Source organism: Levilactobacillus senmaizukei DSM 21775 = NBRC 103853 (assembly GCF_001592085.1).
GTDB classification, from domain to species: Bacteria; Bacillota; Bacilli; order Lactobacillales; family Lactobacillaceae; genus Levilactobacillus; species Levilactobacillus senmaizukei.
In genome coordinates this window covers 69016-84557 of record NZ_BCWD01000005.1, presented here as the reverse complement: position 1 = coordinate 84557, position 15542 = coordinate 69016, and the positions used below count along the sequence as shown (strand labels likewise).

16 protein-coding genes are annotated in these 15542 nt (G+C 49.4%); 6 read left to right on the top strand and 10 right to left on the bottom strand.

Annotated features, from left to right (window positions below; genetic code table 11):
• Positions 1 to 25 precede the first annotated feature (25 nt).
• Complete coding sequence (locus LSE01S_RS03135) at positions 26 to 1234, bottom strand: condensation domain-containing protein (protein ID WP_061776169.1); 1209 nt, start codon at positions 1232 to 1234, stop codon at positions 26 to 28.
• A gap of 175 nt (positions 1235 to 1409) precedes the next feature.
• On the opposite strand from LSE01S_RS03135, the gene LSE01S_RS03130 reads away from it, so the two are divergent.
• Positions 1410 to 1934 carry an acyl-CoA thioesterase gene (locus LSE01S_RS03130; RefSeq protein ID WP_061776168.1) on the top strand — a complete coding sequence of 175 codons (525 nt, stop codon included), beginning with the start codon at positions 1410 to 1412 and terminating at the stop codon, positions 1932 to 1934.
• Here LSE01S_RS03130 and LSE01S_RS03125 read toward each other — a convergent pair.
• The gene (locus LSE01S_RS03125; protein WP_061776167.1) at positions 1931 to 2500 is read right to left on the bottom strand and encodes a GNAT family N-acetyltransferase; all 570 of its coding nucleotides are present in this window, start codon (positions 2498 to 2500) and stop codon (positions 1931 to 1933) included. The two genes, LSE01S_RS03130 and LSE01S_RS03125, sit on opposite strands and share 4 nt — an antisense overlap.
• 121 nt (positions 2501 to 2621) lie before the next feature.
• Here LSE01S_RS03125 and LSE01S_RS03120 point away from each other — a divergent pair, with 121 nt between their 5' ends.
• The 3 genes from LSE01S_RS03120 to LSE01S_RS03110 all read left to right on the top strand — a co-directional run bounded on the left by LSE01S_RS03120 (position 2622) and on the right by LSE01S_RS03110 (position 5079).
• Positions 2622 to 3269: an NAD(P)-dependent oxidoreductase gene (locus LSE01S_RS03120; protein WP_061776166.1), complete on the top strand. Its 648-nt coding sequence runs from the start codon at positions 2622 to 2624 to the stop codon at positions 3267 to 3269.
• 98 nt (positions 3270 to 3367) lie between these two features.
• On the top strand, positions 3368 to 4708 hold the full coding sequence (gene brnQ, locus LSE01S_RS03115) for a branched-chain amino acid transport system II carrier protein (protein ID WP_156470455.1): 1341 nt from the start codon (positions 3368 to 3370) through the stop codon (positions 4706 to 4708).
• Positions 4709 to 4809: 101 nt separating this feature from the next.
• On the top strand, positions 4810 to 5079 hold the full coding sequence (locus LSE01S_RS03110; RefSeq protein ID WP_061776164.1) for a hypothetical protein: 270 nt from the start codon (positions 4810 to 4812) through the stop codon (positions 5077 to 5079).
• Between the two features lie 65 nt (positions 5080 to 5144).
• Here the strand turns inward: LSE01S_RS03110 and LSE01S_RS03105 are convergent, their stop codons facing one another.
• From LSE01S_RS03105 to rpmH, 8 genes are all read right to left on the bottom strand, one after another.
• Complete coding sequence (locus LSE01S_RS03105; RefSeq protein ID WP_061776163.1) at positions 5145 to 5396, bottom strand: type II toxin-antitoxin system Phd/YefM family antitoxin; 252 nt, start codon at positions 5394 to 5396, stop codon at positions 5145 to 5147.
• Positions 5397 to 5466: 70 nt separating this feature from the next.
• Positions 5467 to 5913 carry a hypothetical protein gene (locus LSE01S_RS03100; RefSeq protein WP_156470454.1) on the bottom strand — a complete coding sequence of 149 codons (447 nt, stop codon included), beginning with the start codon at positions 5911 to 5913 and terminating at the stop codon, positions 5467 to 5469.
• A gap of 243 nt (positions 5914 to 6156) precedes the next feature.
• Positions 6157 to 8067 (bottom strand): tRNA uridine-5-carboxymethylaminomethyl(34) synthesis enzyme MnmG, encoded by a 1911-nt coding sequence (gene mnmG, locus LSE01S_RS03095; RefSeq protein ID WP_156470458.1) that lies wholly within the window; start codon positions 8065 to 8067, stop codon positions 6157 to 6159.
• A gap of 53 nt (positions 8068 to 8120) precedes the next feature.
• Positions 8121 to 9515, bottom strand: a complete 1395-nt coding sequence (gene mnmE / locus LSE01S_RS03090; RefSeq protein ID WP_061776160.1) for a tRNA uridine-5-carboxymethylaminomethyl(34) synthesis GTPase MnmE — start codon at positions 9513 to 9515, stop codon at positions 8121 to 8123.
• A gap of 353 nt (positions 9516 to 9868) precedes the next feature.
• Positions 9869 to 10633 (bottom strand): RNA-binding cell elongation regulator Jag/EloR, encoded by a 765-nt coding sequence (gene jag, locus LSE01S_RS03085; protein WP_061776159.1) that lies wholly within the window; start codon positions 10631 to 10633, stop codon positions 9869 to 9871.
• Positions 10634 to 10754: 121 nt separating this feature from the next.
• Positions 10755 to 11588 carry a membrane protein insertase YidC gene (yidC, locus tag LSE01S_RS03080; RefSeq protein WP_201782278.1) on the bottom strand — a complete coding sequence of 278 codons (834 nt, stop codon included), beginning with the start codon at positions 11586 to 11588 and terminating at the stop codon, positions 10755 to 10757.
• A gap of 2 nt (positions 11589 to 11590) precedes the next feature.
• Positions 11591 to 11947 (bottom strand): ribonuclease P protein component, encoded by a 357-nt coding sequence (gene rnpA / locus LSE01S_RS03075; RefSeq protein ID WP_061776158.1) that lies wholly within the window; start codon positions 11945 to 11947, stop codon positions 11591 to 11593.
• 102 nt (positions 11948 to 12049) lie between these two features.
• Positions 12050 to 12184 carry a 50S ribosomal protein L34 gene (rpmH, locus tag LSE01S_RS10765; RefSeq protein ID WP_081624573.1) on the bottom strand — a complete coding sequence of 45 codons (135 nt, stop codon included), beginning with the start codon at positions 12182 to 12184 and terminating at the stop codon, positions 12050 to 12052.
• 534 nt (positions 12185 to 12718) lie between these two features.
• Here rpmH and dnaA point away from each other — a divergent pair.
• Both dnaA and dnaN read left to right on the top strand, forming a co-directional pair.
• The gene (gene dnaA / locus LSE01S_RS03070) at positions 12719 to 14077 is read left to right on the top strand and encodes a chromosomal replication initiator protein DnaA (RefSeq protein WP_061776157.1); all 1359 of its coding nucleotides are present in this window, start codon (positions 12719 to 12721) and stop codon (positions 14075 to 14077) included.
• Between the two features lie 270 nt (positions 14078 to 14347).
• Entirely contained in the window at positions 14348 to 15487 is a 1140-nt protein-coding gene (gene dnaN / locus LSE01S_RS03060) for a DNA polymerase III subunit beta (RefSeq protein ID WP_061776155.1), read from the top strand.
• The last annotated feature ends 55 nt before the right edge of the window (positions 15488 to 15542 follow it).

Genomic DNA, 15542 nt, shown 5'->3' with positions numbered 1-15542 from the left:
TTTAATCTCAGCGGCGTCTTCTTTATTAGTCGTGTTGGCTCCACTGCGTGAGTTGTGCCACGACGTTCTTTAAAATTTTAATCCCTAGTTGGTAATCGGGTTCGGACCCCATCATGCGAAAGGCTAACGTCCAGGTATCGTGATAGATACTGACGGTTAGCTGGAAGTGTGGCATGGTTCGATAAGCCCCCGCAAAGTAAATTTGCGTCACGGCGATACCGGCGAAATCTAAACGGGTGTGATCGATGTGCCCAAAATTGGCAAAGGAAATTGGCGCCTGGGGTTTAAACTTCCCCGCTAACCGCCGCACAATAATTGGTGGCAACGCCCGACTCATTCGGTTTACCTCAACCAACGGTGGCAAATATGCCAGGCGATCCCGGAGGTCACTGATGGTGGCCTGTGTACGCTGAACCACTTCCTGGAGGGTATCTCCGTCGCCAATCTCAATCTTTAAGGGCATCTCACTAGTCATATTAGCCACCTGAACCACGTTGGCCGCACTGACCGGCCCATGTAGCCGCAGGTCGACCTGAACGGGAATCACCAGTTGCCGTTCCCCCGTCACAGCCGATAACGACAAGGCGTAGGCCGACAGAAGCACCGCATTCATGGTCACTCCTTGAAAGTGGGCTTTTTGCCGCATTCGTCGACTTATAACCTGGGAAATAATCGCCTCACCACGGTGATGATGAATGTCTCCTCGCTGAGCGGGAACCTTTTCTGCCGTGCGCTCATTCATCGTCGGTAACGGGCGATGGGGGTGCCGGAGGTGCTGCAAAATTTTCCGGGTACCTCGCTCGTTGGTAAAATTGGTTAAGTCTTCGCCAGAGTAGGCCGCCGCCAGCAAATACAGGTAGTGTTTAAACCCCTCGCCATCGGTAAGCAGGCTACTCATGACTAAGCGAATTTGATCATACGTGTCATAATGAATCACTTGAATTTTTAGTTGTGGTCCCACCTCAACATCGAACTGCGCTCGGCCAGGATCGTGACTTTCAGAATACTCACTAATCACTTGATCCAGGGTGTCCCGATCCACCTCAAACCGATTTCGTTTAAGGTTATACCGTCCTAAAACTTGGGGAACGACCGTCTGCGTGGTTGCTACCGCAGCCTTAAGCCGAGCCACATCAATCGGTTGGGTTAAGCTCAACGTACATTCCAATAATGGATACGTCTGAATTGGATCTAAAGTCGCTAGTAAATCCAACGGCTCACCATGGTAAATCATGCGAACACCCCTCCTTGCCTTAATTAGTTTCAGTATAGCAAAGGCGCCGCAACAACCACCAAGATTCAATCTAACTATTGGTAAAAATTAATAAAGCTGTAATCTATGGGCTCGGTCGTCGCTTACGACCGACTCTGTTAGAATGAAGTTATTACTAAACTCATGAGGTGATATTATGACTCAAGCTTCCGTACCCGTATCCTGCAACGCGACACTGATTGTCACCAGCCATCGCGTCTTTCAAGCCGATTTAAATGAGCACGCTACCGTCTTTGGTGGTAAGATTCTTTCCTTAGTGGATGATAGCGCCTCCGTGGCCGCCGTTCGCCTAACCCACAAGACAGTGGTTACCGCTTCCTTTGATCACGTCAGCTTCCTAGCGCCGTTTCATCTCGACGACTCAATGGACCTGGAAGCCTACGTCTGTGGGACCGGCACTCGATCTCTCGAAGTGTTTGTCAAAATAATTGGTGAAAACTTGACCACAGGTGACCGGTTCGTAGGCTTCACTTGTTTCATCACCTATGTCATCGAGGATCCCACCGCCAGCGCCCCACTACCGGCCATGAAGCCCGTGACCGATGAACAACGGTATCTCTGTGCGGGCTATGCCAAACGTGCCACGCAACGTCGGGAACGCCGCCATGAGCAGGCCGACCTGAACGCCCACGTCACCACCGCATCCCCCTGGCCAATTTAGTCGGTCAGGTCAACTGGTGTTTCACGTGAAACATCAGTCCACTCACTGACCAGGATGCCATATTGATAAAGGTCGATCCATCGTTGATCCTGGAACACCGCCTCACGATTGACCCCCTCTCGCACAAAACCCACGGCCTCGTAAGCGTGAATCGCCGGCAGGTTGTTGGCGTTGACCTCCAGATTAACCTTATGGAGGCCCAGTTCATTGAAGGCAAAGGATAAGATGGTGTTGAGGGTGTCCACCCCATAGCCTTGACCACGGTCACTGACGACCGGTAAGGCAATTCCCAACGATGCCCGCCGATTCTTGAAGAAAATATTATTCAAAATAACCGAACCTAACAGGCCATCATCCGCGTTGGCTCGAACCATGAAGAAAAACTGATCATTATTATCCGGATACTCGGCCAGTTCGCTGTATTGGACCGCCGTCACTGGGTGTAAGGCATCCGCTGACAAATTACGCAGAAGACCCGTTTCCCATTGGGTGTCCTGTAGCCATTCGGCATCTCCATCGCGCATTTCTGTTAAGTGGACCAATCGTCCTTGAACCACATCTTTCATCGTAACCCCTCCTGACTAATTGTTCCTACTCTAGCACAGCCGGCGAGTACGAACCAAAATAATTGGGTCACCAGAATAAAACAGCTATAATAATTAAAACAATGAAGGAGGACATTTATTCATGAAGATTATGATTATTGGGGCCACCGGTATGGCCGGTTCAGAACTCGTCAACGAGGCCTTAAACCGGGGACACGAAGTTACTGCTCTAGCACGCTCAGCGGAAAAATTGGCGAAGCTGCCGACCAGTCCGGCATTAACGACCGCAGTCAGGGATGCTTTCAGCCTCACGGCAGCAGACCTACAAGCCGTCGACGTTGTCATTGACGCCTTCGCCACCGCCGCAGACACGGCCTACCTTCATGTGGATTTGGCTGCGCACTTGGTCCACCTCCTGCGGGGCACAACAACCCCCCGGCTCTTCTTCATCTTAGGAGCCGGTAGTCTACACACCGGGGATGACAACCATCTGTTTGTCCACGACATCGAAAAAGATCCACAAGCAGCCAACTTCATTCCCATTCCCAAAAGTCAATTGAAAGAATTGAATTTCTTAAACGACGTCGACAACGTCAACTGGGTAGGGATTTCTCCAGCGGCAAACTTCCACCCGGGAGCTGCCGTTCCTGCTATCTTAGGTCACAACAACTTACTGTTCAATGATCAAAAAGAATCCGGTACCTCTACTGGAACCATGGCCGTTACCATCCTCGATGAACTGGAAACTCCTAAGCATCATCAAGAACGGTTCACCGTTGCCGATCGCTAAACCACCTGACGACACTAACCCCTGGGTAAGTGTCGTTTTTTATTGGACAATCCCGTATAATAGCTCTAACTAATCCTGCATAGAAAGTTGCGATCACCTTGAAAAAGCAATTAACCTGGCGTGAGACCCTCTTCATCGGCATGATGCTCTTTGGGCTCTTCTTTGGCGCCGGAAATCTCATTTTCCCCGTGTACCTAGGCCAACAAGCCGGCCACAACGTGGGGCCGGCTATCTTCGGTCTGTTAATCACTGGAATCGGCTTACCCCTACTTGGTGTCATGGGCATCGGCCTATCCCGTAGCAAGGGAATCTTCGACCTCAGTAGCCGCGTCAATCGGCCCTTTGCTATCGTCTTTACCATCCTGCTTTACCTGACCCTGGGCCCTTTATTTGCGCTCCCGCGGCTCGCCACGACCTCCTTTCAAATTGGACTGGCCCCGTTCACGCCAACCCCGCAACAACCCCTGGTCCTAGCAATTTTCTCCATCGGTTTCTTTGGCCTCGCCTGGTGGCTCGCACGGAATCCCGGTAAGTTAATGACCTACATCGGCAAATGGCTGACGCCCCTATTCCTGATTCTATTGGGTCTTCTCATGCTGACTGCCATCGTCCGACCATTGGGTGGCCTATCGGCAGCACCGCAAGGGCCATATGCCACGGCTCCCCTCCTGCAAGGATTCACGGAAGGCTACAACACCATGGATGCCTTGGCCTCATTGGCCTTTGGGATCGTGGTCATCGATAACATCAAGGCATTAGGCATCTCAGATCCGACTCAAATTGCTAAAGACACGATCAGAGCCGGCACCATTAGTGTCGTCATGATGGGACTAATTTACTCTCTCCTAGCGGTCATGGGAACTATGAGTCTGGGACGGTTCACTCGGGCAGCCAACGGGGGCGTCACCCTCGCACAAATTGCTAATAACTATTTCGGAACATTTGGTAATATCCTGTTAGCATTGATCGTCATCGTGGCCTGCCTCAAAACGGCCATTGGTTTAATATCGGCTTTTGGGGACACGATTCACGAAATGTTTCCTCGCCTCCCTTATGCTGGGTTGATCATTTTTGCTAGTCTCCTCCCTTGTTTATTTGCTAACGTTGGGCTGACCAAACTGATTACCTACTCGAAGCCCATTCTCATGTTGCTCTACCCATTAGCCATCGTGCTCATTGTCCTAGCCGTGATGCCTTGGCTCGGGCATTCTCGTTGGCTTTACAATACCAGCATCTGGCTGACCATGATTCCCGCACTGTTCTCCGGCATCATTGCGTTACCGACGATGTTTCACCGGCAGGCCTGGTACCAACTGGTTCTATCGTGGAACCAACACCTCCCCTTTGCCAGTCTAGGATTCAGCTGGGTCGTCCCCGCCATTATCGGACTGATTATCGGCTGGCTCTTTAGCCGCCTTGCCACCCGAAATAACGGTTAGCTTACTTACCGATAGCCACCACCCGTCATTCACCACTATGCTCAGGTAAACTCATGGTGAAGCCTGTATTTGTCGATGACTAATCAAATGAGGTGAGTGCAATGACTAAAATTCATTATCCAACAACACATTTTAAGATTCTCGTGGACATTATCACCTGGGCCTTACTGATTGCCATTCTAATGATCAAGCAACCCATCATTGTGGCCTTTCTGGCCTTCAGCTCCCTGATCACCATCATGTTACATTTCAATATTTTCGAAGATACCCGGGACACGAATCCTCTGACCAGAATCGACCTGGGAGTCCAAGTCGTTTTCATTCTCGTTGGGGTCGTCAAGGCCTTTATATACGGCGGCGGTCGTTATTAAACCAAAAAATAAGCGTGAGGGACTTTTAATCCCTCACGCTTATTTCGATCTCGATCGAATCCGAGCTAACCCCACTCCATGTTGCTCAAATTAATTTTGGTATCCTTGGACACCGACTGACCATCCTTTGGTACCATCGGTTCTTGTAAAAATGCCAGTTCTGCCAACGCTTCCCATTCCCCCTTGGGAACGATCACAGCAGCCTCGGCATCATTAGCATCCGTCGGTGTCACCAAAATCGTTTCCTTTAACCGGTGCACCGCCGTCAAAATTTGTAAAAAGTCTTCTTGTGCTGCAAGTGGTGAATATTGCTTCATCGCTAATGCTCCTCCCTCTAAAACCCTCATTGATCAGTCTTTGAAATCAACGAGTCTTGCCTTCATTTAATTAACGCTGCACTAGCGTCATCAAGACCACCGTTAAAGTCCCTATGATACTCAATTGACTCCCCGCAAGGCATTGCCATTGTCGAATCCATAAGTGCCGCACCGTTCCCGTGGGCCATTGCCGGCGATTGTGCACCAAACAGTGACCCAAGGCGATCAAGTTGGCCCCGATCAACAAGCATAACGGTCGAACCCCAACGGCCATCGGAACCCAAATACTCATCGCGGCATACGACACCCCGAAGCTAATCAACCAGATGTAAATTAAACAGCGGCGTCTCAGTATCGCCCCAGCGGCCAATGATCGGGTCCTCTGGAACCGAGATAAATACCAGCCATGACCGCCAAGACCCACCATGGTGATGACCATCCCCGTGATCACAACCATCTGCATGCGATTCATCCCCCAATCGTATTCGTCAGCGAAATCTGCTAGCCCACACCCCACTGACGTGACACTCCCCGGTTGGTCCGAACGTAACTGACTACCTTCACTACCTTACCGCCGCTCTGTGGTAAAACTGCAAAGAACCTGTAAAGATTACGTGTCCCTTTTATTATTAAATTGATAATCACATGATAATTATTAATAATTATCACCCAGATATATCCTTTAATCGCTATCGTTAAGCTATTTGTTGGCACAATAAAGCCCCGAGAATAATTTTCTCGGGGCTTTATTAATGATTAACTAGTTAACTTTAGCGATCTTTCCTTGTTCAATATAAACACTCAAGATGGCAATGTCGGCGGGATTAACCCCACTGATCCGCGTGGCTTGGGCCAAGGTTTCTGGTTGAATCTTTTTCAATTTTTGATGGGCCTCGGTGGCTAAACCATCGATAGCATCGTAATCAATGTTGGCTGGAATGGTCTTGGCTTCCATTCGCTTCAGCTTAGCCACGTTTTCTTCAGACTTCTTGATGTAACCCGCATACTTTAAGGAAATTTCGATTTCTTCAATGATATGCCGGTCTAATGGCTGTTCTGGAGCCGGGATGAAGTCCATCAACGTCGCATAAGTGACGTAAGGCCGACGCAGGAAGGCGGCCGCAATAATGCCATCTTGCAATGGCTTATCACCGTGTTGGCCAACAAAGTCGTTCACGGCATCGGTAGGCTTGATCCGGATACTATTTAACCGGTCAATTTCGGCATTGATGGCTGCCCGCTTAGCCAGAAAGGCTTCATAGCGGTCGTCACTGATTAATCCCAGCTCGTGGCCCTTCGTGGTTAACCGCAGGTCGGCGTTATCGTGCCGCAAGATTAACCGGTATTCGGCCCGACTCGTCAACAACCGGTAAGGCTCGTTCGTCCCCTTGGTTACCAAATCATCGACCATGACCCCAATGTAGGCATCGGAGCGTTGTAACGTGAAGCCTGGCTTGCCTTGAGCTCGTAAGCCGGCGTTAATCCCGGCTAAGAGTCCTTGACCAGCAGCTTCTTCGTAACCCGACGTCCCGTTGGTTTGACCAGCGGTGAAGAGGTTCTTCACCAACTTAGTTTCCAACGTCGGCCGTAATTGATAGGGCGCAACCACGTCATATTCGATGGCATACCCCGGCCGCATCATTTGGGCATTCTCTAACCCCTTAACGGAGTGGAGAATCTTCTGTTGAACTTCTTCCGGCATTGAGGTTGAAAGGCCTTGAACGTACCATTCATCCGTCTTCCGACCTTCTGGCTCTAAGAAGATTTGATGACGAGGCTTGTCAGCAAAGCGAACAATCTTGTCTTCAATGGATGGGCAGTAACGGGGGCCAACCCCTTCAATCACACCCGTGAACATCGGCGCACGGTCCAGGTTTTCCCGGATGATAGCATGCGTTTTCTCGTTGGTATAGGTCAACCAGCAAGACAATTGATTCTTCAATTCCAGATAGGCACTATCAGGCGTGGTGAAGCTAAAGTGGTTGGGTTGTTCATCCCCAGGTTGTTCTTCGGTTTCATCATATTTGATGGTATTACCATCCACTCGCGGTGGGGTCCCCGTCTTGAAACGTTCCAAATCGAAGCCGTACTTTGGCAAGTTCGCCGTCAGCTTAGTTGCGGGTTGGGAATTGTTGGGACCAGATGAATACATCAGTTCTCCGATGATAATCTTCCCCCGCGCGGCGGTTCCAGCGGCAATTACCACTGATTTGGCAGCGTAACGGGCACCCGTATTGGTGATAACCCCTTTACACTCACCGTCTTCGACGATTAGGTCATCCACGATCCCTTGACGCAAGGTCAGGTTCGGTTCTTTTTCAATGGTGTGCTTCATTTCGGCATGATAGGCATGCTTGTCGGCTTGCGCCCGTAAGGCCCGCACAGCGGGTCCCTTACCGGTATTCAACATCCGCATTTGGACGTAGGTCTTATCAATGTTGTGCCCCATTTCGCCCCCGAGGGCATCGATTTCCCGCACAACAATCCCCTTTGCGGGACCCCCAACGGAAGGATTACATGGCATAAAGGCCACCATATCCAGATTAATCGTCATCAGTAATGTCCGGTTGCCCATCCGCGCTGCGGCGAGAGCGGCCTCACTACCAGCATGACCAGCACCAACCACGATAACATCGTAGTCGCGACCGGCATATTCCTTGATTTCAGTCATGGTCTTTTCGATTCCCTTCATGTTGACTCGTCGCCAACCATTTTCTCTTCTGATTATTTTCCTAAACAGAACTGGCTAAACAGTTGGTCTAGCAGCTCATCTTGATAACTGTCACCGGTAATTTCTCCCAGTAAATCCCAGGCCCGGGTCATATCGATCTGGACCAGATCCACTGGCATCCCCGCCGCAATCCCATGCATGACGTCGGACAAGGCATCGCTAGCCTGATGCAAGAGGCCAATGTGCCGGGCATTCGTCACCATGACGTTGTTTTGGTTAGATTCAATCCCTTCATCGAAGAACAGATGGGCAATGGTCGTTTCCAATTGGTCCATCCCCGTACTCTTCAAGATCGAGGTTTCGATGATTGAACTGTCACCTGCAACCGCCTTGACCGCCGTCAGATCAAGCTTTTGCGGCAGGTCGGTCTTGTTTAAGATCAAGATGCGCTGGTTAGCGGCCGTGGCACTGAGCAACTTTTTATCTTCAGCTGTCAGAGGCTCACTGGCATTCAGCACGAGGATGACCAAATCGGCCGTATCAATGGCCTTCAACGACCGTTCCACCCCAATTTTTTCAACCTTATCCGTCGTATCACGAATCCCAGCGGTGTCGATTAACTTCAGGGGAACTCCCTTGACGTTGACGTATTCTTCAATCACGTCACGCGTGGTTCCAGCCACATCGGTCACGATCGCTTTGTCTTCATGTAGCAGATGGTTTAACAGGCTACTCTTGCCGACGTTTGGCCGACCAACAATGGCCGTGGCTAAACCTTCACGCAAGACCTTCCCCTGCTTAGCCGTCGCTAAAAGCACCTTAATCTGCTTCTGAACGGACTGCGCCTTCTCCAACAACATCTTCGTTGTCATGGTTTCCACGTCATCGTATTCGGGATAATCGATATTAACTTCCACTTGCGCCAGAGCATCCAAGATGTCTTGCCGCAAATGCCGAATTAACTTGGATAAATCCCCATCCAATTGGTCTAAGGCCACCTTCATGGACTTATCGGTTTTGGCCCGAATCAAGTCCATCACGGATTCGGCCTGCGTCAAATCGATTCGACCATTGAGAAAGGCCCGCTTGGTGTATTCACCAGGTTCGGCCAACCGTGCACCGTAGCTCAGACACAGCTGGAGAATCCGATTCGTCGCCACGATCCCACCATGACAGTTAATTTCAATAATGTCTTCCTTGGTGTAAGTCTTAGGCGCCCGCATCACGGTCACCATGACCTCATCAACTTCTTCATTAGTTTCAGGGTCCACAATGTGGCCATAGTGAATCGTATGGCTCGCAACCTGACTTAAATCGACACCTTTAAATAGCTTACCAGCGACGTTAAAGACTTCTTCGCCAGATAGCCGAATGATCGCAATGCCCCCTTCACCAGGTGGGGTAGAAATTGCCGCAATCGTATCAAATTCCGTTGTGGTGACTGCCATGAGTCATCCTCCTTTTTCTATCAAACACTGCGTTTCGTCTGTGATTCTTATCCTGTTACCCAATGATAGCGATCAGCTCCCGTATCCGGGCGATTACCAGTCAAGGACCCTACTTAGACCACCGGACCCGTAACACGCCTGCAGGCCTCGTCAGCCCTTGTCTGAGCGATAATCCGTATCGTAATTCTGAACTAGCAAACATCCCTGGCGTATCATTTATAGCCATAAAAAAAAGCACCTACTCCGCGCCACCTAACTGGGCACGGATAAAGTACTTTCACTACTTTATCGTAAACATGATAAGAATGATTGTCTTCACTATAAGGGCAATCCCACCATTTGTCAAACCAAACTTAGGCCGGCTCAATGACAACCGCCCGGTGGGGCTCCTTACCCGCTGAATACGTTGTGACGAAGCGATTCTTCGCCAATACGGCATGAATCTGTTTTCGCTCAAATGAAGGCATTGGATCCAGGTAAATCGGCTTGCCAGTGGCGACGACTTCACGCGCCGTATTGTCCGCTAGCCGGGACAAAGTCACCCGCCGTCGTTCCCGGTAGCCGGCCACGTCCAGTTCAACCTCGACATGCGCCGCCCCATGATGGTTCAGGAACAACTGCGCCAGGCTCTGCAAGGCATTAATGGTTCGGCCATGCTTCCCGATCAGCAAACCTTCCTTGTCCGTCGTAAATTCAAGCTGGACCTGGCGATGGCCCGCACTGGTGGCGGTCACCGTTGCGTCGATTCCTAGTTGATCGACGATGGTGCCTAGGTAATCTTCCACCGCGCTAATGGCGGCCGCCCGCCGTGCCTGACGTTCTGCTGGGTTCACGGTTGGCTGTGCAGGTGCTTCTACGGGCGTCGCAGCCGTTGCGGGTTGTTGGACCTTGAACACGGGTGTCTTCTTGGCCGGCGTCACGGCCGACGTGGCCGCAGACGCCGTTTGGGCGACAACCTTCAAGGTCACGTCCACCATCGCATCGCGTTGTCCGATGCCAAGCCACCCTTTACGTGGCGCGGTGACAACGTTAATCGTCACCTGATCGCGGTCACTATTCAGCGCTGTTAATCCGGCTTGAATTGCCGCCTCTTCTGTTTTCCCCGTAAAGATGGTCATAACTTGATTCCTCCAATGCGTCCGGTTCTATTTAATGGCTAGTATACCATAGAAAAAACCGCCACCGAATCTTCGGTAGCGGTTCTAAAATGCATTTTTTACTTGATGACTAAGGGGTAGTCTACTTACGACGACTCTGCTTAGCCTTACGAACGGCACGCTTCATTGCCCGTTCATGTTCCAACTTGACCTGCTCCTTGGCATCCCGTTCCGCTTGAATCTTCCACGGATTTTGGATAATCAGGGTTTGGACAACTTGGAAGACGTAGGAAACCGTCCAGTACAGTGACAGTGATGAGGCCACGTTCATCGCCGTAAAGAAGACGACGACGGGCATCCCCATAACCATCATGTTGTTAACCGAGTTGGTTTCTGGTGCTGACTTAGTTGCCAGCCACGTACTCAAGAACGTTGCGACGGCGGCCAATAATGGCAGGATAAAGTACGGGTCCTTATCACCCAGGGATAACCAGAGGAAGGTCCCCGAACGCAGAACCTTCGTCCGCCAAATAGCTTGGTACAAAGCCCAGATAATTGGTAATTGGACGATGGCTGGCAGACAACCCATCATTGGGTTGATCCCGGCCTCTGAATATAATTTCTGTTGTTCTTGGGATAACTTCTCACGGGTTTCGCGATCCCGTGACGAATATTTCTTTTGCAGAGCCTTTAATTGTGGCTGAATTTCTTGTGTTTTCCGCATGCTGCGGGTTTGGAAAATCATCAACGGCATTAAGATTACCCGAACGATAATCGTAAAGGCGATGATCCCTACCCCGTAGTTTCCGCCGAACAGACTAGCCAACCATTGAATGGCCCGGGAAAAGTTCAAGACAATTAAGCCATCCCATAACCCGGTGCTTTGATTCGTAATTGGCTTGTTGCTACAAGCGGAGAGAATGAACACTAAGCTCACAATACCCAGCATAAGTAGGGTTCGTTTATACTTTTTCACGTTTATTCCTCACTATAGTTGGAATCCAGTAGTTTCGCCAGCTTTAACACATGAATCAGGCTATGTTTCGCGTCGGGCATGGAAATACCATCCGCACGGGGCCGGGCAATCACGAGGAAGTCCACGTCCTGTTTAAGGTAGGGCTTCAACTCAAGAAGGCTCTGACGAATCCGGCGCTTCACCCAGTTACGGTGAACGGCGTTACCAATTTTTTTCCCAACGGAAATCCCGACCCGAAAGTGTGGTTGGTCTGGTTTATCCATTGAATACACCACAAATTGCCGATTAGCGACTGAATTTCTGGTTTCAAAGACCTGCTGAAATTCCGCTTCTTTCTTAATGCGGTAAGATTTTCGCATGGTGCATCTCCAAAATTCTCACGATTTGTGTACAGTCCGCGAGGGATTGGGGTCCCAGTCTCCCCGCAGATAAAATAAAAAGACCACTGAACCTTCAGCGGCCTATGCAGACAATACTTTACGTCCCTTTTGACGGCGACGTGCTAATACTTGACGGCCATTGCTAGTGCTCATACGCTTGCGGAAGCCGTGGACACGTGAACGGTGACGTTTCTTTGGTTGAAAAGTGCGCTTCATCGTGACACCTCCTTAACTCTATTTTGATTGGTTACCCGATAACTCAGGCAATACTTACTAAATGCATTTCCTGAACATATTAGCATAAAAAAAGAAAGAATGAAACCGAAACTTTGGTTTTCTCATTAAAAGTTTTCCCCGAAGAAATTTGTTTCATGCACTTTGCCTGTGGATAACTCTCAAATATTATAAAAGTTAATTTCGACTTGGTCACCGAGTTATCCACCGATCCACAGGTTGTTTATTTTTTATTTTTAGGAACTGTGCATTTTGTGGATAACTTGTGAAACACTTGATATCATGCCATTCCTACTCCACAGATCGGTGTGGATAACTAGTGCTTAATAATTTTATCCACAGTTTCATATTTCCTTGTGGATAACTTCTTGCACTTCCTGTGAAACAATTATGCACAGCCTCCAATACCCTGTGGAAAACTTTTTTTCTTCATGCTACACTGAATATACGTTTTCGTTAGGGCGGAGTCCGTCCTGCGATAATTGACCATCTAAACTAATATAGGGGGATACATCAGTGCCAGACTTGTTAACTTTGTGGACTGATATCAAACAGTTGTTTGAGGAGAATTATTCCAAAACGACCTATTCAACTTGGATTGATACAGCCAAGCCCATTGCCTTAGAGGGCAACAAATTAACGTTGGAACTCCCATCACCCCTGCATCGTGATTACTGGACCCACCAACACCTGGACCAGCAATTGGTAGAATACGCATACCAAGCCGCTCACGAAGATATTCAACCCGTTTTAATTCTAGAAGGTGAACGCCAACAACAGGCAACGCTCAAAGCCAAGACCGCAACCCCAGGGGAAGCAGCCTCCGACGAGCCCACACCAACTTTTATGAAAGAAACGGCGCTGAATCCTCGCTACACATTTGATACCTTTGTTATTGGGAAGGGTAACCAGATGGCCCATGCCGCCGCGTTAGTTGTTTCTGAGGAACCCGGCGTCATGTACAATCCACTATTCTTCTATGGTGGCGTTGGCCTTGGCAAAACCCACTTGATGCACGCGATTGGCAACAAAATGTTGGAAGATCGTCCCGACACCAAGGTCAAATACGTCACTAGCGAGGCTTTTACTAACGACTTTATTAATGCGATTCAAACACGGACGCAGGAGCAGTTCCGACAAGAGTACCGTAACGTTGATCTGCTGCTGGTCGATGATATTCAGTTCTTCGCTAATAAGGAAGGGACTCAAGAAGAGTTCTTCCATACTTTCAATGCTTTATACGACGACGGCAAACAAATTGTGCTGACGTCCGACCGGCTACCCAACGAAATTCCTAAGTTGCAAGACCGCTTAGTTTCGCGCTTCGCTTGGGGACTTTCCGTCGACATTACGCCGCCAGATTTGGAAACCCGAATCGCCATCCTGCGGAATAAGGCCGATGCCGATCAAATCGATATTCCCGACGATACCTTGAGTTACATCGCCGGGCAAATCGACTCAAACGTGCGGGAGTTGGAGGGGGCTTTGGCCCGCGTCCAAGCCTACCATCAACTCATGCACCAGCCGATCACCACTGATTTAGCAGCCGAGGCCCTGAAGAGCCTCAACCTTGCTAACGCCAGCGATGCCATTACGATTCCCGTCATTCAAGATCGGGTTGCCGACTACTTCCACGTTTCCCTGAAAGACTTAAAGGGGAAAAAACGGAAGAAGGCCATCGTCATGCCACGCCAAATCGCGATGTACCTGTCGCGGGAGTTAACCGAAGCCTCGCTACCACGAATCGGGACTGAATTCGGCGGTAAGGACCATACCACGGTAATTCACGCCTATGATAAAATTACCGCTTCGCTCAAGAGCGATCCCGAACTACAAAAGGCCATTGACGACTTGAAGGAAGAACTTCGTCGTTAAATGCCATGACCGTCACGAGACCCCCAGAAAATTGGGAGCCACTTGTCGGTCTTTCTGGTTTTAAAAAGCGTATGATAAATAGTATCAGCCACAGTGTGTGGATAAAAAATGAAAAGGTCCAGAGTTTTCCACAAGTTATCCACAGGTGGAAAAGCCGTATCCGTTACCTGTTCCTCAAAGTTATCCACAATATACACCGCTCTACTACGGCTACTATTTTTTCTTTTAATTAAGTTAAACTACGCATCACGAAAAAGGAGTGTCCATCTTATGAAATTTACCATTAACCGGGCAGCTTTCATCAAAGAACTCAATAACGTGTCCCGGGCCATTTCTTCAAAAACCACCATTCCCATCTTAACGGGGTTGAAAATTGTTGCGAGTGACGCAGGGTTACTTTTGACTGGGTCCAATGCCGACATTTCAATTGAAACGCTCATTCGCGCCGATGATCCGGATATTGGCTTAACCATTGATGATCCCGGTTCAATCGTGTTAACGGCGCGCTTCTTTGGCGAAATCGTTAAGCGGCTTCCCGAAAAAGAGATGACGGTCGAGGTTAAGGACGGTTTCCAGACTGAAATTACTTCGGGATCCGCAGCCTTTAACATTAATGGCCAAGATGCCAATAACTATCCGCATTTACCAGAGATCGATGCTGCTGATTCCGTCGTCTTGTCGGGGGCGGTCTTCAAGGAGCTGATTAGCCAAACGGTTATCGCCGTTTCTAACCAGGAGAGTCGGCCAATCTTAACCGGGATTCACTTTAGTCTGAAAGATAATCAATTCCAGGCGGTCGCCACGGACAGTCACCGGTTGAGTCAACGACAAATTGAATTGCCAATGCCAACCGATGCCAACTTTGACGTCATCATTCCTGGGAAGAGTCTGACCGAACTATCCCGAATGATCGGGGATGACGATGCTGATGTGAAGATGCAATTCTCCGAAAACCAAGTACTTTTCTTGCTAGGGGACACGTCGTTTTATTCTCGGTTGTTGGAGGGGAATTACCCCGATACTTCACGGTTGATTCCCAAGGAAGCGTCCACGACGGTTGAGTTTGAAGCGCCAGAATTGTTGGCCGCCGTTGAACGGGCCTCTCTGTTGTCTCATGAATCGCGTAACAACGTGGTTAAATTAACCATTACGCCAGCCGATCATGCGGTTACCATCTTCAGTAACTCTCCCGATGTCGGGAATGTCGAAGAAGAATTGGCACCAAAAGAAATTGACGGGGATGACCTGGAGATTTCGTTCAACCCTGATTACATGAAAGATGCTTTGCATTCATTTGGCCAAGCAACGATTCGGGTGGCCTTCACGTCGGCATTGCGGCCATTTACCCTGGTACCAACGGAAGATACCAGTAACTTTATCCAACTGATCACGCCAGTCCGGACATTCTAATTAAATCTAATCTACAAAGAGACGTTTCTGGACGAAACGCCTCTTTTTTTACGTA